This window comes from Aureimonas phyllosphaerae (assembly GCF_900113065.1).
Classification (GTDB): domain Bacteria; phylum Pseudomonadota; class Alphaproteobacteria; order Rhizobiales; family Rhizobiaceae; genus Aureimonas; species Aureimonas phyllosphaerae.
Genome location: NZ_FOOA01000001.1, coordinates 1 through 15,459, shown reverse-complemented (window position 1 = coordinate 15,459; position 15,459 = coordinate 1). Strand labels below are relative to the sequence as shown.

17 protein-coding genes and 3 tRNA genes are annotated in these 15,459 nt (G+C 65.2%); 14 read left to right on the top strand and 6 right to left on the bottom strand.

Annotation, left to right across the window (positions count from 1 at the left end; translation table 11 throughout):
• Positions 1-23: 23 nt before the first annotated feature.
• The 8 genes from BM175_RS00100 to BM175_RS00065 all read left to right on the top strand — a co-directional run bounded on the left by BM175_RS00100 (position 24) and on the right by BM175_RS00065 (position 6,876).
• Positions 24-794, top strand: coding sequence for an SDR family oxidoreductase (locus BM175_RS00100; RefSeq protein WP_090959006.1), 771 nt, complete (start codon positions 24-26; stop codon positions 792-794).
• 134 nt (positions 795-928) lie between these two features.
• A complete protein-coding gene (locus BM175_RS00095; RefSeq protein ID WP_090957940.1) occupies positions 929-1,987 on the top strand; it encodes an ABC transporter ATP-binding protein in 1,059 nt (352 codons plus the stop codon).
• A gap of 83 nt (positions 1,988-2,070) precedes the next feature.
• Positions 2,071-3,390 (top strand): ABC transporter substrate-binding protein, encoded by a 1,320-nt coding sequence (locus BM175_RS00090; RefSeq protein ID WP_090959003.1) that lies wholly within the window; start codon positions 2,071-2,073, stop codon positions 3,388-3,390.
• Positions 3,391-3,466: 76 nt separating this feature from the next.
• Positions 3,467-4,408 carry a carbohydrate ABC transporter permease gene (locus BM175_RS00085; RefSeq protein WP_090957938.1) on the top strand — a complete coding sequence of 314 codons (942 nt, stop codon included), beginning with the start codon at positions 3,467-3,469 and terminating at the stop codon, positions 4,406-4,408.
• Positions 4,409-4,419: 11 nt separating this feature from the next.
• A complete protein-coding gene (locus tag BM175_RS00080) occupies positions 4,420-5,319 on the top strand; it encodes a carbohydrate ABC transporter permease (protein WP_090957936.1) in 900 nt (299 codons plus the stop codon).
• A gap of 99 nt (positions 5,320-5,418) precedes the next feature.
• Positions 5,419-5,919 carry a GNAT family acetyltransferase gene (locus BM175_RS00075; RefSeq protein ID WP_090957934.1) on the top strand — a complete coding sequence of 167 codons (501 nt, stop codon included), beginning with the start codon at positions 5,419-5,421 and terminating at the stop codon, positions 5,917-5,919.
• 248 nt (positions 5,920-6,167) lie between these two features.
• Complete coding sequence (locus BM175_RS00070; protein WP_244545806.1) at positions 6,168-6,587, top strand: hypothetical protein; 420 nt, start codon at positions 6,168-6,170, stop codon at positions 6,585-6,587.
• A gap of 97 nt (positions 6,588-6,684) precedes the next feature.
• Entirely contained in the window at positions 6,685-6,876 is a 192-nt protein-coding gene (locus tag BM175_RS00065) for a helix-turn-helix domain-containing protein (protein WP_090957931.1), read from the top strand.
• 21 nt (positions 6,877-6,897) lie between these two features.
• Here BM175_RS00065 and BM175_RS00060 read toward each other — a convergent pair.
• A tRNA-Thr gene (locus tag BM175_RS00060) sits at positions 6,898-6,972 on the bottom strand.
• Positions 6,973-7,129: 157 nt separating this feature from the next.
• Between BM175_RS00060 and BM175_RS00055 the strand changes: the two genes are divergently transcribed.
• Entirely contained in the window at positions 7,130-8,233 is a 1,104-nt protein-coding gene (locus BM175_RS00055; protein ID WP_090957929.1) for a TRAP transporter substrate-binding protein, read from the top strand.
• 138 nt (positions 8,234-8,371) lie between these two features.
• Positions 8,372-9,475, top strand: coding sequence for a TRAP transporter substrate-binding protein (locus tag BM175_RS00050; protein WP_090957927.1), 1,104 nt, complete (start codon positions 8,372-8,374; stop codon positions 9,473-9,475).
• 66 nt (positions 9,476-9,541) lie between these two features.
• On the opposite strand, the gene BM175_RS00045 is transcribed toward BM175_RS00050, so the two are convergent.
• A complete protein-coding gene (locus BM175_RS00045; protein WP_090957925.1) occupies positions 9,542-11,128 on the bottom strand; it encodes a TRAP transporter large permease in 1,587 nt (528 codons plus the stop codon).
• A gap of 25 nt (positions 11,129-11,153) precedes the next feature.
• A complete protein-coding gene (locus BM175_RS00040) occupies positions 11,154-11,693 on the bottom strand; it encodes a TRAP transporter small permease subunit (protein WP_090959001.1) in 540 nt (179 codons plus the stop codon).
• Between the two features lie 144 nt (positions 11,694-11,837).
• On the opposite strand from BM175_RS00040, the gene BM175_RS00035 reads away from it, so the two are divergent.
• Positions 11,838-12,068 (top strand): hypothetical protein, encoded by a 231-nt coding sequence (locus tag BM175_RS00035; RefSeq protein WP_090957923.1) that lies wholly within the window; start codon positions 11,838-11,840, stop codon positions 12,066-12,068.
• A gap of 4 nt (positions 12,069-12,072) precedes the next feature.
• Here the strand turns inward: BM175_RS00035 and rlmB are convergent, their stop codons facing one another.
• Positions 12,073-12,927, bottom strand: a complete 855-nt coding sequence (gene rlmB, locus BM175_RS00030; RefSeq protein ID WP_090957921.1) for a 23S rRNA (guanosine(2251)-2'-O)-methyltransferase RlmB — start codon at positions 12,925-12,927, stop codon at positions 12,073-12,075.
• Positions 12,928-13,098: 171 nt separating this feature from the next.
• Between rlmB and BM175_RS00025 the strand changes: the two genes are divergently transcribed.
• Both BM175_RS00025 and BM175_RS00020 read left to right on the top strand, forming a co-directional pair.
• A tRNA-Tyr gene (locus BM175_RS00025) sits at positions 13,099-13,183 on the top strand.
• A gap of 14 nt (positions 13,184-13,197) precedes the next feature.
• Positions 13,198-13,271 (top strand) — tRNA-Gly (locus BM175_RS00020).
• Between the two features lie 22 nt (positions 13,272-13,293).
• On the opposite strand, the gene BM175_RS00015 is transcribed toward BM175_RS00020, so the two are convergent.
• On the bottom strand, positions 13,294-13,923 hold the full coding sequence (locus tag BM175_RS00015) for an exopolysaccharide biosynthesis protein (protein WP_090957920.1): 630 nt from the start codon (positions 13,921-13,923) through the stop codon (positions 13,294-13,296).
• Positions 13,924-14,103 carry a hypothetical protein gene (locus BM175_RS00010; RefSeq protein WP_090957919.1) on the bottom strand — a complete coding sequence of 60 codons (180 nt, stop codon included), beginning with the start codon at positions 14,101-14,103 and terminating at the stop codon, positions 13,924-13,926.
• A gap of 179 nt (positions 14,104-14,282) precedes the next feature.
• Here BM175_RS00010 and tuf point away from each other — a divergent pair, with 179 nt between their 5' ends.
• Positions 14,283-15,458 carry an elongation factor Tu gene (gene tuf / locus BM175_RS00005; RefSeq protein WP_090957917.1) on the top strand — a complete coding sequence of 392 codons (1,176 nt, stop codon included), beginning with the start codon at positions 14,283-14,285 and terminating at the stop codon, positions 15,456-15,458.
• The last annotated feature ends 1 nt before the right edge of the window (position 15,459 follow it).

The following is a 15,459-nucleotide window of genomic DNA, read 5'->3' as shown; positions in this document are numbered from 1 at the left end:
CGGCAACGGAAGGATTGGACGGCATGGCGGACGAGACGGCAAACTCCGGGACGGCAAGCCGCATAGCGCTGGTGACGGGTGGCGGCACCGGTGTCGGCAAGGCCATCTCGAAGGCGCTGGCGGCGGCCGGATGGACCGTCGTGATCTGCGGTCGGCGCCAGGATGTTCTGGAAGCGGCGGCGGGCGAGATCGGCCACGGCGCAGTGGCGATGGTGGCTGATATCGGCGATCCCGCGTCCGTCGCAGCGCTGTTCAAGGGGATTGCCGGGCGGTTCGGGCGTCTCGACCTTCTCGTCAACAACGCGGGCTCGGTCGCGCCGCCGATCCCGCTCGAAGACCTCTCGTTCGAGCAGTGGAGCACGGTCGTCTCGGCCAACCTGACGGGCGCCTTTCTCTGCACCCAGCAGGCGTTCCGCCTGATGAAGTCGCAGCAACCGCATGGCGGGCGGATCATCAACAACGGCTCGATCTCGGCGACGACGCCGCGGCCGAACTCGGCACCCTACACCGCGACGAAGCACGCGATCGCCGGTCTCACCAAGTCGACCGCGCTGGACGGCCGCCCGTTCGACATCGCCTGCGGCCAGATCGACATCGGCAACGCGGCCAGCGACATGACCGCCGCGATGTCGGCCGGCGTCTTGCAGGCCGACGGTCGCACGGCTTCCGAGCCGACGATGGACCCGGCCCATGTGGGGGCGGCGGTCGTTCACATGGCCGCGTTGCCGCTGGAGGCCAACGTTCTGACCATGACCATCATGGCCACCAAGATGCCCTTCGTCGGGCGAGGCTAACCAGTCAGCGCGGCCCCAAAGGGTCGCCGACCAAACGCGGGGGCGCCGCCCCCAGGAGACAGACACGGCCGCGGAGGCGAGGCAACCGGCAGCATAAGCCGGGCTCGCGCGTCCCGGCCTTCGGGAGGATAGTGATGGCGTCAGTCGATATCGTCGACGTTCGCAAGTCGTTCGGCTCGCACCCCGTGATCAAGGGGGTCGACATTCAGATCGAGGATGGCGAGTTCGTCATCCTCGTTGGCCCGTCGGGCTGTGGCAAGTCCACGCTGCTGCGCATGCTGGCAGGACTGGAGCATGTGACGAGCGGGCAGATCCGCATCGGTAGCCGCGTCGTCAACGACGTACCGCCGAAGGACAGGGACATCGCGATGGTGTTCCAGAACTATGCGCTCTACCCGCACATGACGGTGGCCGACAACATGGCCTTCTCGCTGGCGCTGAAGAAGGCATCGCGCCAGGAGATCGAGCGTCGCGTCAAGCCGGCGGCCGACATTCTCGGCCTGTCGCATCTTCTCGACCGCTACCCCCGCCAGCTTTCCGGCGGCCAGCGCCAGCGCGTCGCGATGGGGCGCGCCATCGTGCGCGATCCTCAGGTGTTCCTGTTCGACGAGCCGCTGTCGAACCTCGACGCCAAGCTGCGCGTCTCGATGCGCACCGAGATCAAGAACCTCCACCAGCGCCTGACGACGACCACGGTCTACGTCACGCACGACCAGATCGAGGCCATGACCATGGCCGACAAGATCGTCGTTATGCACGACGGCATCGTCGAGCAGGTCGGCGCGCCGCTCGAACTCTACGACCGGCCGAACAACCTCTTCGTTGCCGGCTTCATCGGCTCGCCGGCCATGAACATGCTGCATGGCCGCCTCGACGCGAATGATCCGACGCGCTTCATCACCTCGGACGGCGTGGTGCTGCCGGTGAGCGGCCGGCACGCGGCGGCGAGGGGGCGCGATCTCGTCTATGGCGCGCGTCCGGAAGCCATCAGCCTCGGCGGCTCCATTCCGATCAAGGTCGTCGTGATCGAGCCGACCGGCTTTGAGAGCCAGGTGATGGGCGAACTCGGCAAAACGGCGGTCACCTGCGTGTTCCGCGAGCGTGTGACGCTGAAGCCGGGCGAGACGCTGAACGTCTCGATCGATCCGGAAGCCGTGCACCTGTTCGACGCAGCCACGGGCCAGCGCATCTAGCGTCTGAGCGTATCGGCGCCGGCGGCAAGGGGCACGACCGGCGCGAAAATCTCAAAAGAACGCCCCGATCCTTGAGGAGGAACATCGTGATCAACCGTAGACAGATCCTCGCCGGCACGGCCGGCATCGTGGCCGGTGCAGCCCTTAGCGGTCGGCTCGGCATGGGGCAGGCCTTCGCACAAACGGCCGCGCCGACCTTCACGCCGGAAGCCGGCGCGAGCCTGCGCCTCCTGCGCTGGGTGCCCTTCGTGCCGGCCGAGGAAGAGGCGTTCCTCGCCAACACCAAGAAGTTCACCGACGCGACGGGCGTGCAGGTGCGCGTCGATAAGGAAAGCTGGGAGGACGTGCGTCCGAAGGCGGCCGTTGCGGCCAATGTCGGCTCCGGGCCGGACATGGTGATGAGCTGGTTCGACGATCCGCAGCAGTACCCGGACAAGCTCGTCGACGTGACCGACCTCGGCACCTCGATCGGCGCGGCGGGCGGCGGCTGGTATCCCGGCCTCGAAAGCTATGCGCGCCGCGGCGACAGCTTCATCGCCCTGCCGCTCTGCGCGATCGGCAACGCGGTCGTCTATCGCGACAGCCACATGAAGGCTGCCGGCTTCCAGGAGTTTCCGAAGGACACGGCCGGCTTCCTCGAGCTGTGCAAGGCGATGAAGGCGAAGGGCACTCCGGCCGGCTTCCCGCACGGCAAGGCCGTCGGCGACGGCAACAACTATGCCCACTGGCTCCTGTGGAGCCACGGTGGCCGCATGGTGGACGAGAACGGCACCGTCACCATCAACAGCCCGGAGACGCTGGAGTCCGTCAAGTATGCGATGGAACTCTACAAGACCTTCATCCCGGGCACCGAGAGCTGGCAGGACGTCAACAACAACCGCGCATTCCTCGCCGGCCAGGTGTCGCTGACCGCCAATGGCGTGTCGGTTTACTACGCCGCGCTGAAGGACCCGGCGCTGAAGGAGATCGCCGACGACATGCGCTCGGTGAACCTGCCGATCGGCCCGGTCGGCCAGTCCGTGGAACTCCACCAGGCGTCCACGATCTCGATCTTCAAGCACACGAAGTTCCCCGAGGCGGCCAAGGCCTATCTCCAGTTCCTGTACCAGCCGGACAACATGAGCGCCTGGATTCAGGGCGCCAGCGCCTACTGCTGCCAGCCGCTCAAGGCCTATGAGAGCAATCCGGTCTGGACGGCAAAGCCGATCCACGCAGCCTATGCGAAGGCATCGGCCAGCTTGCGGCCGAACGGCTACGCGGGACCGCTCGGCGCGGCGTCCGCCGGCGTGATGGCGGACTACGTTCTCGTCGACATGTATGCCGAGGCCGTGACCGGACAGTCCTCGCCGGAGGACGCGATCAAGAACGCCGAGCGTCGCGCCAACCGCTACTACCGGGTCTAGCCCCGTCATCGCCGATGCCGCGCCTGCCCTCGGGGGCGGGCGCGGTTCCATCCCTCACGCGCGATCGGGACTTGCCATGTCCAGCATCACGGCGGGCGACCAGCCACCCAAACCGTCCTTCTTCGAGCGGCTGTCGCAGAGCCGGAACGGGCTCGGCCTCCTGTTCATGCTGCCGGCGGCCGTCTTCCTTCTGTGCTTCCTGACCTATCCGCTCGGCCTCGGCGTCTGGCTGGGTTTCACCGACACGCGGATCGGGCGCCCCGGCATCTTCATCGGACTGGAAAACTACCAGTACCTGATGGAGGACAAGGTCTTCTGGCTCTCGGTGTTCAACACGATCGTCTACACCGCGGTCGCTTCGATCCTGAAGTTCGCGCTCGGCCTGTGGCTGGCGATCATCCTGAACGAGAGCCTGCCGTTCAAGACGTTCTTCCGCGCCATCATCCTTCTGCCGTGGGTGGTGCCGACGGTGCTCTCGGCGCTGGCGTTCTGGTGGATCTTCGACTCGCAGTTCTCGATCATCTCCTGGGTGCTGATGCAGTGGGGTGTGATCGACGCGCCGATCAACTTCCTCGGCGACGCCACGAATGCACGCCTGTCGGTCATCGCCGCCAATGTCTGGCGCGGCATCCCGTTCGTCGCGATCTCGCTGCTCGCCGGCCTCCAGACCATTCCCGTCTCGCTGCACGAGGCGGCAGCGCTCGACGGCGCGACGTCCTGGCAGCGGTTCCGGCGCATCACGCTGCCGCTGCTGACCCCGATCATCGCCGTCGTCATGACCTTCTCGGTGTTGTTCACCTTCACCGACTTCCAGCTGATCTACGTCCTGACCAAGGGCGGGCCGGTGAACGCCACGCATCTGATGGCGACCCTGTCGTTCCAGCGCGGCATCCCCGGCGGCGCGTTGGGCGAGGGGGCGGCGATCGCCGTCGCCATGGTGCCGTTCCTGCTGGCGGCGATCCTGTTCAGCTTCTTCGGCCTGCAGCGCCGCAAGTGGCAGCAGGGCGGAAACGATTGAGGAGACCTGCGATGACCGCCAACACGACCGAAACCGCAGGCCACCTCACCGATGACGTGGTCGGCATGTCCCATCACGACACACTGGCGCGCAAGATCCTGGTGATCTACCTGCCGCTCGCTGTCTTCATCTTCGTGCTGCTCTTCCCGTTCTACTGGATGGCCATCACGGCGGTGAAGCCCAACGACCAGCTGACGAACTACTCGGTCTACAGCCCGTTCTGGGTGGTCGGGCCGACACTCGACCACATCAAGTATCTTCTGTTCGAGACCTCCTATCCCGGCTGGCTCTGGAACACGGTGATCGTCGCCGTCTGCTCGACGATCATCGCGCTGGCCGCCTCGGTCTTCGCGGCCTACGCGATCGAGCGCGTGCGCTTTACCGGGGCACGAGTGACGGGACTCATGGTGTTCCTCGCCTACCTCATCCCGCCGTCGATCCTGTTCATTCCGTTGGCCTTCATCGTGTTCCAGCTCGGCATGTTCGACTCGCGGCTGGCGCTGATCCTCACCTATCCGACCTTCCTCATTCCCTTCTGCACGTGGCTGCTGATGGGCTACTTCCGCTCGATCCCCTTCGAGCTTGAGGAAAGCGCGCTGGTGGACGGGGCGACACGCTGGCAGATCCTGACCAAGGTGGTGCTGCCGCTGGCGGTGCCGGGGCTGATCTCCGCCGGCATCTTCGCCTTCACGCTCGCCTGGAACGAGTTCATCTACGCGCTGACGTTCATCCAGTCGTCGGAGAACAAGACCGTGCCGGTGGGCGTCCTCACCGAACTCGTGCGCGGCGACGTCTACGAGTGGGGCTCGCTGATGGCCGGCGCACTGATCGGCTCGCTGCCGGTCGTGATCCTCTACTCCTTCTTCGTCGACTACTACGTCTCGTCGATGACGGGCGCCGTGAAGGAATAGTGCTTCTCGCTGACGACCCGACCTCGCGGGCCGCCAGCCCTTGTCGGACCGATCATTCGGGGCAGTTCCCCGGCGGAGTGTCGTGCGGGATCATGTTGCATGCGTGCGTTCGATTTGTTCACGAGGGCTGCCTTCGGTCTGGCCAGCCTCATCTTGATGATCCTGGCCTGCGGCCTCATCGTCTATGCCGTCGCCGGCGTCTGGACGAGCTACAACGCGGCCGATCTCGACGTCGGCTCCTCGCTGTTGGAAGCCGTCGGCTACACAGTCATCGCCATCGCGGTCTTCGATGTCGGCAAGTACCTTCTCGAGGAAGAGGCCATCCGCGGCCGCGAGATGCGCAGCGCCGGCGAGGCACGGCGCAGCCTGACCAAGTTCATCTCGACCATCGTGATCGCCGTTCTTCTGGAAGGGGTCGTCACCGTGTTCCAGGCCGGCAAGCAGTCGATGCCGCTGATGCTCTATCCGACGCTCCTGCTGGTATCCGGCATCCTTCTGATGGTCGGACTCGGCGTCTACCAGCGGCTGTCCGTCAGCGTCGAGAACGAGGCGAAGGATCCGCCCGAGGACGAGGATCAGGACGCCGTATCGAAGGCGTGATCATCACGGGAGACGAGATGGCGAAGGTCTTTGCGGATCGATGCCACGCTCCACGCGGTCGAGCGACAACTGGTTCTCTGAGAAACCGCGCAGACTGCGACAACGCCATCCAGCCGGCGGTGAACCACCTTGCGCACATGCTCGTTGGAGACGCGGGACGCTGGGAAAAACTTGCCATGATCGATCGGCTCGAACGTAACGCGCGTATCGTCCGCAGATGTGTCGCAGCGCTTGCCTTGGGTTCGGCTTTGCTGATTCCAGGCATCGCGGATGCCTACACCTATACGAACCCGAACTTCGGCACGTCCGCGACCTTCCCCGCCCGCGCGTTTCCCAACATCGAACCCTCGACGCCCGAGGGCCAGATCTGGCGCTCCGACGCCGGGGCCGAACTCGTCGTCTATGCGATCGAGGACCCTGAATGGTCCACGCCCCGCGATCTCGTTCGCTGGCGGAGGTCCCTCGATGACGTGACCTACCAACGCACGGGCTCGGACTGGGCGGTGGTTTCGGGCTTCCTAAAGGATGGCCGCATCTTCTACGAGCGGTACATCTTCCGCGGTCGGCTGACGCATTCCGTGTCCGTCCGCTATCCGGAAGCGCTGCGCGACCGCTACGACGGCCTCCTGAAGGAGATCACCGAAAGCCTGCGCGGACCCTCGCGCTAGTTCCCGTCGAGGCTTCGCAAGACGCCGGGCGCCGGACTGGCAAAGCCTAGCCAGCGCGTCTAGAACGCCTGCACGAACCAATGGGGACCAAAGCCACATGCCCTTGGCCGAGAACATCGCCCGCCTCAGGGTGACGGACGGCAAGACGATCGAGGATGTGGCACGCGGCACGGGACTTCCCGTCGCGCTCATCACCGCCGTCGAAGGCGGCCGCCGCCAGCCGCCGCCGAAGTCACTGCGATCGCTTGCGAGCTACTTCGGTGTGAGCGTCGATACCCTTCTTCGCTGAAGGCCGGTCTGGACGAAAATCTGGTGCCGGCTGAGGGGATTGAACCCCCGACCTTCGGTTTACAAAACCGCTGCTCTACCGCTGAGCTAAGCCGGCCCTGCGGTCGATCTAGCACAGCGATATCACGATGGCATCCGCAAATTTTTGGAGGATGCGGACCGTTCGCGAAGGCGTGACAAAAACGCCCGCAAGTCCTTTCACGGCACGCGTTTTACGGGCATACGGTTCGGGTCCGCAGTGTGGGAGGAACCCGATGGATCGTCGTCAATTCATTCGTCAGGCCGGGGTCGTCGCCGGTGGTGCCGTGGCTGGAACCGGGCTTGCGGCACCCGCGATCGCGCAGGAGGCGCCGACGCTGCGCTGGCGCATGACGTCGAGCTTCCCGAACACGCTCGACACGCTGTTCGGCTCCTCGCGCCTCTTCTCGGAGATCGTCTCCAAGCTGACGGACGGCAAGTTCACGATCGACGTCTTCCCCGCCGGCGAACTGGTGCCGGGCCTGCAGGCGCTCGACGCGACGCAGGACGGCACGGTCGAGGCGGCGCACACGGTCCTCTACTATTATGTCGGCAAGGACCCGACCTTCGCGATCGGCAGCTCGATCCCCTTCGGCCTGAACGCGCGCCAGCAGAACGCCTGGCTCTACAACGGCGGTGGCAACGAGGCGATCAACGAGTTCCTGACCTCCTACGGCGTGCGCGCCTATCCCGGCGGCAACACCGGTACCCAGATGGGCGGCTGGTTCCGCAAGGAGATCAACTCGCTGAACGACCTGCAGGGGCTCAAGATGCGCATCGCAGGCATTGCGGGGCAGGTGCTCGCGCCGCTCGGCGTCGTGGCGCAGCAGCTTGCGGGCGGCGACGTCTATCCGGCGCTCGAGCGGGGCACGCTGGACGCGACCGAGTTCGTCGGTCCCTACGACGACGAGAAGCTCGGCTTCTACCAGGTCGCGCCGTACTACTACTATCCGGCCTTCTGGGAGGCCGGCCCGACGGTCCACTACATGTTCAACCAGGCGAAGTACGACGAGCTGCCCGACAGCTACAAGGCGGCGCTGGAGAACGCGGCGGCCGTCTGCAACACGCGCATGCTCGCCGACTACGACGTGAAGAACATGCGCGCGATCCGCTCGCTGGTGGGCAAGGGCGTCCAGCTTCGTCCGCTGCCGCGCGACGTGCTCGACGCGGCGCTCGCGTCCTCGCAGGATTTGTATGCCAAGCTCTCGGCGTCGAACCCGAAGTGGAAGGCGATGTACGATCCGTGGAGCCAGTTCCGCACCCAGATCTACGAGTGGTTCCGCGTGGCCGAGTACACCAACGACACGTACAACTACAGCCAGCAGGCCGCCGGGAAGTGACGGTCAAATTGATGTGATGACGAAAGGCCGGCTTTCTCGAAGCCGGCCTTTTTGTTTGCCCTCCCGCCTTATTGCGCAGGGTCGCGGCGTGGTCTCCTATGTCGGCGTTTCGCTTCGCAGCGATTGGGAGGACAACGCGTGGATCGCAGAAAATTCATTCTAAAGGCGGGAGCCGTAACCGGTGGTGCCGCCGCCAGCACGGTGCTCGCCGCGCCCGCCATCGCGCAGGAGATGCCGAGCATCCGCTGGCGCCTGACGTCGAGCTTTCCGAACACGCTCGACACGATCTTCGGCGGCGCCAAGACGCTGTCGTCCGCGATCTCCGAGATCACCGGCGGCAAGTTCCAGATCGACGTGTTTCCCGCGGGCGAACTCGTCCCGGGTCTTCAGGCACTCGACGCCGTACAGGATGGCACGGTCGAGGCGGCGCACACCGCGGCTTACTACTACGTCGGCAAGGACCCGACGTTTGCGATCGGCGCGACCATTCCCTTCGGCCTGAATGCGCGCCAGCAGAACGCGTGGCTCTACCACGGCGGCGGCAACGAAGCCTATGACGAGTTTCTGGCCGGCTACAACGTGAAGGGTCTGCCGGGCGGAAACACCGGCGTCCAGATGGGCGGCTGGTTCCGCAAGGAGATCAATTCGGTCGCCGATCTCCAGGGCCTCAAGATGCGCATCGCCGGTCTTGCCGGACGCGTGCTCGAGCCGCTCGGCGTCGTGCCCCAGCAGTTGGCCGGCGGCGACATCTATCCGGCGCTGGAGCGCGGCACGATCGACGCCACCGAGTGGATCGGTCCCTACGACGACGAGAAGCTCGGCTTCTATCAGGTCGCGCCGTACTACTATTACCCGGCCTTCTGGGAAGGCGGCCTGACGCTCCACTTCCTCTTCAACAAGGCGAAGTACGAAGAGCTTCCGGCCGCCTACAAGGCGGCGCTCGACACCGCGGCGAAGGCCGTGAACGTGAACATGATGGCGCTCTACGACGCCAAGAACATGCAGGCCATCCGCTCGCTGGTCGGCAAGGGCGTCCAGCTGCGGCCGCTGCCGCGCGACATCCTTGATGCGTCCTACGATTCCGCGATGAAGCTGTACGCTTCGCTGTCGGAAAGCAATCCGAAGTGGAAGGCGATCTACGACCCCTGGGCGAAGTTCCGCGCAGAGAGCTACGAGTGGTTCCGCGTCGCGGAATACTCCTACGACACCTACGTCTACACGCAGCAGGCCGCCGGAAAGTAGGCGTGACGGCGTCCTGAACGAACAAGGCCGGCGGAGCGATCCGCCGGCCTTTCTTTTGAGCTGCACCTACTGCTGCGGTGCCGGAGATCCAAAGCTCGGCGGTGCCGGTGACCCGAAGCTGGGCGCAGCGGGTGCCGAGGCGGGGTTGGCAGGTTGCGTGCCGAAGGACGGAGCGGCCGGTGCGCCGAAGCTCGGCGGCGGCGGAGAGCCGAACGATGGCGCTGGAGGCGCACCGAAGGAGGGCGGTGCCACGCCGCCGGGCGTCGGCGTCACGGAGCCCGGCATCGGCACGTTGAGCTGGATGGTCGAGGGATCGATCACCCGCTCCTCCTTGAGGAAGTATGTCACCGACTGCGGCCACACGATTAGGATCGCGACAAGGATCAGCTGCAGGCCGAGCCAGGGAATCGCGCCGAGATAGATGTCGGAGCTCTTCACGTTCGCCGGTGCGATGCCGCGCAGGTAGAACAGCGCGAAGCCGAACGGCGGGTGCATGAAGGCCGTCTGCATGTTCACGCACAGAAGCACGCCGAACCATACGAGATCGATGCCCAGCGCATGCGCGGCGGGCGCCAGCAGCGGCACGATGATGAAGGCGATCTCGAAGAAGTCGAGGAAGAACGCGACGAAGAAGATGAAGATGTTGACGAAGAGCAGGAAGCCGACGACGCCGCCCGGGATGTGGGAGAGGAGGTACTGGATCCAGTGGCCGCCATCCATGCCCTGGAATACGAGGCTGAAGACGGTCGAGCCGATGAGGATGAACACCACCATGGCGGTGAGGCGCATCGTCGTCGCCATCGCCTGACGCGTCAGCGTCCAGCTGAGGCGACGGTGGAGTGCGGCCAGCAGGATCGCGCCGACCGAGCCCATCGCGCCGGCTTCCGTCGGCGTCGCGAGGCCCATGAACATGGTCCCGAGCACGAGGAAGATCAGGGCGAGCGAGGGCACCATGCCCTTGGCGACCTGCCACCAGAGTTCGCGGCCGCTCTTGGTGCGCGCTTCCGGCGGCAGCGGCGGCATCTTGTGCGGCTGCAGCTTCGACATGACGAAGATGAAGCCGAGGAAGAGGAGAATCTGCAGCAGCGACGGGCCGATGGCGCCGGCATACATGTCGCCGACCGACCGACCGAGCTGATCGGCCAGAATAATGAGGACGAGCGAGGGGGGGATGACCTGCGTGATCGTGCCGGAGGCCGCGATGACGCCGGTCGCGAGCCGCATGTCGTAGCCGTAGCGCATCATCACCGGCAGGGACACGACGCCCATGGCGATCACGGAGGCTGCGACCGTGCCCGTGATGGCACCCAGCACGGCGCCGACGAGGATGACCGCGTAGGCGAGGCCGCCCGGCGTCGGGCCGAAAAGCTGGCCGGACCCTTCGAGGAGATCCTCGGCAAGGCCGCAGCGCTCCAGGATCGCACCCATGAAGGTGAAGAACGGGATCGCCAGCAGGAGATCGTTGGAAATCACGCCATAGAAGCGCAGCGGCAGCGCGTTGAGGAGCGCCGGGCTGAAATGCTCGAAGTAGACACCGAGCGCGCCGAAGAGGAGGCCGACTGCCGCCAGCGAGAAGGCGACCGGAAAGCCCATGAGCAGGAAGACGATCATGCCGCCGAACATCAGCGGCGGCATCGGCCCGTATTCAAACATTCGCGTGTTTCCCCCGCGCGGCCGCTTACTGCAGCGGCTTCTCGTACTTCGTTTCGATCGTGATGAGCCCGGCCAGAGCGGCGAACCGCTTGATGAGTTCGGACAGGCCCTGGAGGAAGAGCAGCGCAAACCCGAGCGGCAGCGTCGCCTTGGCGGGCCACAGGATCAGCCCCCCGGCATTCATCGAGACTTCGCCGCTCGTGAAGGAGCGCCAGAAGAACGGGAACGTCAGGGCGAAGAGGTAGCCGATGACGGGCAGGAAGAGGACAATGAACCCGAAGATGTCGACGAAGAGCCGGCCCTTGGTGCTCAACGCCGAATAGACGAGGTCGACGCGAACGTGCTCGTTGAGCCTCAGCGTATAGGACGCGCCGAGGAGTACCATGCCGGCGAACATGTACCACTGGATCTCGAGAAGACCATTGGAACTCATGTTCAGCGTGTAGCGGATGAGGGCGTTGCCGGCGCTGATCAGCACCGCGATCAGGACGAGATAGTCCGCGATCACCGCGAAGCCCGCGCTGAGCCTGTCGACGCCTCGGCTGAAAGCCAGAAGAACTCCCATCATCCCTCCCTGGATCGGGTCGCGGACCGTGCCAATCAAGGCAAATCTGCGACACGTTCTGGCCTACGACAGCAAATGCTGGCAAGGCCAGCGTTTTCTCGGCGATCGGTCGCGGTCGCGGCGTTCCGTGAAGATGTCGGAACGATGGACGGCAAAGAGGAGCATGTCTTGGACGAGGCGCGGATCGATCGTCAGGTGGAGACCGTCGCTCGGCTGGCGCGCGAGTTGCGCTTCGAACTCCTGCTCCTGAAGCGCATGCGCGGCCGCGGCGCCGTCCGGACCGAACGGACGGAGGTCGCCCCGATGCGATCTCTGGCCGAGGTCTATGCGGCCGCGCTTCTCCGCCGGGCCGAGGCGGAGGGGAAGGCGGGTTGAGGGATCAGCCCTTCAGATGCCGTCGCGCCGCGTAGAGCGATACAGCGGCCGCGTTCGACACATTTAGGGAACGGATTGCACCGGGCACTTCAAGGCGAGCGAGGACGTCCACGGTCTCGCGGGTTTTCTGGCGCAGGCCCTTGCCTTCGGAGCCCAGCACCAGCGCGAGCTTGCCGCCGTCCAATGCGGGTTCAAGTTCGTCGGCCCCTGCCGAATCGAGCCCGATCGTCCGGTAGCCGCGATCCTTCAATTCGCCGAGGGCGTCGGCAAGGTTGGTCACCTGCACATAGGCGATGAGCTCAAGCGCCCCCGAAGCGGACTTGGCGAGAACGCCGGACTCCTGAGGAGAATGGCGCGAGGTCGTCACCACGGCACCCGCTCCGAAGGCGACGGCCGAACGGAGAATCGCTCCGACATTGTGCGGATCGGTCACCTGGTCGAGCACGAGCACCAGATCGGTCTCGCCGAGATCGCCGAGCCGCGCCGGGTTCAGCGGCGCCGTTTCGAGGAGCACGCCTTGATGAACGGCGTCCGACCCGAGTTCCTGATCGAGGAAGCGGGGCTCGACGATTTCGATCGGGCAGGGCGCCGCATTCTCGTCGAGCTCGAGACGGTTCAGCGCGTTGCGCGTCACGTAAATCTGCATGAAGCGACGGCGCGGGTTCGCGAGCGCCGCCTGCACCGTGTGGATGCCGTAGAGCCGAACGCGGTCGGCCGGGGCAGGCCGGCCCGCATGCTGTGGCTTGGGCGGCCGGGCGGACGGAGCGGCCGGTCCGCCGGCGGCCTGATCGCGATGCGCCCGCCGCAACCGGGCGTAGTGCGAATCCTTCGGAGTGTGGCTCTTGGGATGATCTGTCATGACGACGCTTTATCGGAGTTCGGCAGGCGAGCAAAGGCGAGCGTTCGAGCTCCCGTCATATCGGTGCCGTCGGCATGTTGACACGGGCCCGGCCTGTCGCCATAACGCCGCTCGAAGCGAACGGGCACCGCCCGCTGCTTTCGGCGGCCCGCGAGGGGCGCAGGGTGACCTGGAGGGATGCCCGAGTGGTTAAAGGGGACGGACTGTAAATCCGTTGGCTTAGCCTACGTTGGTTCAAATCCAACTCCCTCCACCATTCACCCATCCGGCGCGGGTATAGCTCAATGGTAGAGCAGCAGCCTTCCAAGCTGAATACGAGGGTTCGATTCCCTCTACCCGCTCCAACCCATCGATCATTGTCGTCGATCATCCGAGCCAGATCGTCAGTCCGATGACCGCGGTCAGAATCGTCAGCGCGTAGGCGAGAATCATCAGGGCGCCGTCGCGAACCATCATCGCCAACCCGAAGGCTGCAATGGCGGCCATCGGTGCCGTGCTGGCGAAGGGCACGAGTTCCAGCGGTGGAACCGTGAGCGTCAATGCCAGACAGGCCAGTGCGGCTCCCTTGAGGAAAACACCCTCTGTCAGCCATGCCAGACGACCGTGGAACCATCGGTCCAGGAAGCGCGCGATCGGCCGGAGCTTGTCGGTGGCAATCCTCAATTTTCGCGACGACAACGTCTGCCTGGCGAGGAAGCCCGGCAGCCACATCGTCTGACGTCCCGCCAGAATCTGCATCGCGAAGAGCGCAATGATGATGGCGATGACGGTCGGCACGCCCGGTATGCCCCCGATCGGTGAAATTTCCAGCAGCGCCGGCAGAAGCAGAAAGGGTCCGTAGCTTCGGGTATCGAACGCCCTGACGATGCTTCGCAGATTGAGGGACGGTTTTCCCTCCGCCGCGTCGTTCAACTCGTCCAGCGTCTTTCCGACGCTGGCCTCATCATGGGGTTCGATCACCTGACCCGACCGAACCTCTCCCGTGACGTCCGACATCTATTGCGAGCTTTCGCGCTTCTCGGTTTCAGCTGCGCCATCGGCGGCGGCGCCATCGTGTTTCTGTTCCCGCAGATGGCGTTTGGCGTCCTCGACGCTGATGTTGTGCTTGGCAGCCATCTCCTCCGCCTCGGGGTCCGGGCGGGACGGATCGGCGTTTTCGAGTGGGATGTTCGACATGCAAATCTCCTTCGCGTTCCCTGCCGAAACGCGCGGTCGTCTCGAAAGTGCCCGTCGCCACCCGTCGAAACACTGAGTCGCGATCACGCCTTCATGAGCCATCTGCCGGGGGACGCTTGTGTTTCGCTTTCCCACTCGCTATGTCGCGGCCCTGTCGTGCTAGGCCCAAGGTAGAGATCATGGCGAAGAGCAAATTCGAGCGTAACAAGCCGCATGTGAACATCGGGACGATTGGTCACGTTGATCACGGGAAGACGTCGCTGACGGCGGCGATCACGAAGTACTTCGGCGAGTTCCGCGCGTACGACCAGATCGACGCGGCGCCGGAGGAGAAGGCGCGCGGCATCACGATCTCGACGGCGCACGTCGAGTACGAGACGGAGAACCGTCACTACGCGCACGTCGACTGCCCGGGGCACGCCGACTACGTGAAGAACATGATCACGGGCGCGGCGCAGATGGACGGCGCGATCCTGGTCTGCTCGGCGGCCGACGGCCCGATGCCGCAGACGCGCGAGCACATCCTCCTGGCGCGCCAGGTCGGCGTTCCCGCGCTGGTGGTGTTCCTGAACAAGGTGGACCAGGTCGACGACGCCGAGCTTCTGGAGCTCGTCGAGCTCGAGGTCCGCGAGCTCCTGTCGTCCTACGACTTCCCGGGCGACGACGTTCCGATCGTCAAGGGCTCGGCGCTGGCCGCTCTCGAGGACTCCAACAAGGAGATCGGCGAGGACGCGGTTCGCGAGCTGATGAAGCAGGTCGACGCCTACATCCCGACGCCCGAGCGTCCGATCAACATGCCGTTCCTGATGCCGATCGAGGACGTGTTCTCGATCTCGGGCCGCGGCACGGTGGTGACGGGTCGCGTCGAGCGCGGCATCGTGAAGGTTGGCGAGGAAGTCGAGATCGTCGGCATCCGCGACAACAAGAAGACGACGGTGACGGGCGTCGAGATGTTCCGCAAGCTTCTGGACCAGGGCCAGGCGGGCGACAACATCGGCGCGCTGATCCGCGGCGTGGACCGTGAGGGCGTCGAGCGCGGGCAGGTCCTGTGCAAGCCGGGTTCGGTGAAGCCGCACACGCGCTTCATGGCCGAGGCGTACATCCTGACGAAGGAGGAGGGCGGCCGCCACACGCCGTTCTTCACGAACTACCGCCCGCAGTTCTACTTCCGCACGACGGACGTGACGGGCGTGGTGACGCTGCCGGAGGGCACCGAGATGGTGATGCCGGGCGACAACGTGACGATGGACGTCAAGCTGATCGTTCCGATCGCGATGGAAGAGAAGCTGCGCTTCGCCATCCGCGAGGGCGGCCGCACCGTCGGCGCCGGTATCGTCGCATCGATCGTCGAGTAAG

Excerpts from the sequence above, each read along its gene's own strand:
- BM175_RS00100 (WP_090959006.1), top strand. The coding sequence starts at position 24 with ATGGCGGACGAGACGGCAAACTCCGGGACGGCAAGCCGCATAGCGCTG.
- BM175_RS00095 (WP_090957940.1), top strand. The coding sequence starts at position 929 with ATGGCGTCAGTCGATATCGTCGACGTTCGCAAGTCGTTCGGCTCGCAC.
- BM175_RS00085 (WP_090957938.1), top strand. The coding sequence starts at position 3,467 with ATGTCCAGCATCACGGCGGGCGACCAGCCACCCAAACCGTCCTTCTTC.
- BM175_RS00080 (WP_090957936.1), top strand. The coding sequence starts at position 4,420 with ATGACCGCCAACACGACCGAAACCGCAGGCCACCTCACCGATGACGTG.
- BM175_RS00075 (WP_090957934.1), top strand. The coding sequence starts at position 5,419 with ATGCGTGCGTTCGATTTGTTCACGAGGGCTGCCTTCGGTCTGGCCAGC.
- BM175_RS00065 (WP_090957931.1), top strand. The coding sequence starts at position 6,685 with ATGCCCTTGGCCGAGAACATCGCCCGCCTCAGGGTGACGGACGGCAAG.
- BM175_RS00055 (WP_090957929.1), top strand. The coding sequence starts at position 7,130 with ATGGATCGTCGTCAATTCATTCGTCAGGCCGGGGTCGTCGCCGGTGGT.
- BM175_RS00045 (WP_090957925.1), bottom strand. The coding sequence starts at position 11,128 with ATGTTTGAATACGGGCCGATGCCGCCGCTGATGTTCGGCGGCATGATC.
- BM175_RS00040 (WP_090959001.1), bottom strand. The coding sequence starts at position 11,693 with ATGGGAGTTCTTCTGGCTTTCAGCCGAGGCGTCGACAGGCTCAGCGCG.
- BM175_RS00035 (WP_090957923.1), top strand. The coding sequence starts at position 11,838 with ATGGACGGCAAAGAGGAGCATGTCTTGGACGAGGCGCGGATCGATCGT.
- rlmB (WP_090957921.1), bottom strand. The coding sequence starts at position 12,927 with ATGACAGATCATCCCAAGAGCCACACTCCGAAGGATTCGCACTACGCC.
- BM175_RS00015 (WP_090957920.1), bottom strand. The coding sequence starts at position 13,923 with ATGTCGGACGTCACGGGAGAGGTTCGGTCGGGTCAGGTGATCGAACCC.
- BM175_RS00010 (WP_090957919.1), bottom strand. The coding sequence starts at position 14,103 with ATGTCGAACATCCCACTCGAAAACGCCGATCCGTCCCGCCCGGACCCC.
- tuf (WP_090957917.1), top strand. The coding sequence starts at position 14,283 with ATGGCGAAGAGCAAATTCGAGCGTAACAAGCCGCATGTGAACATCGGG.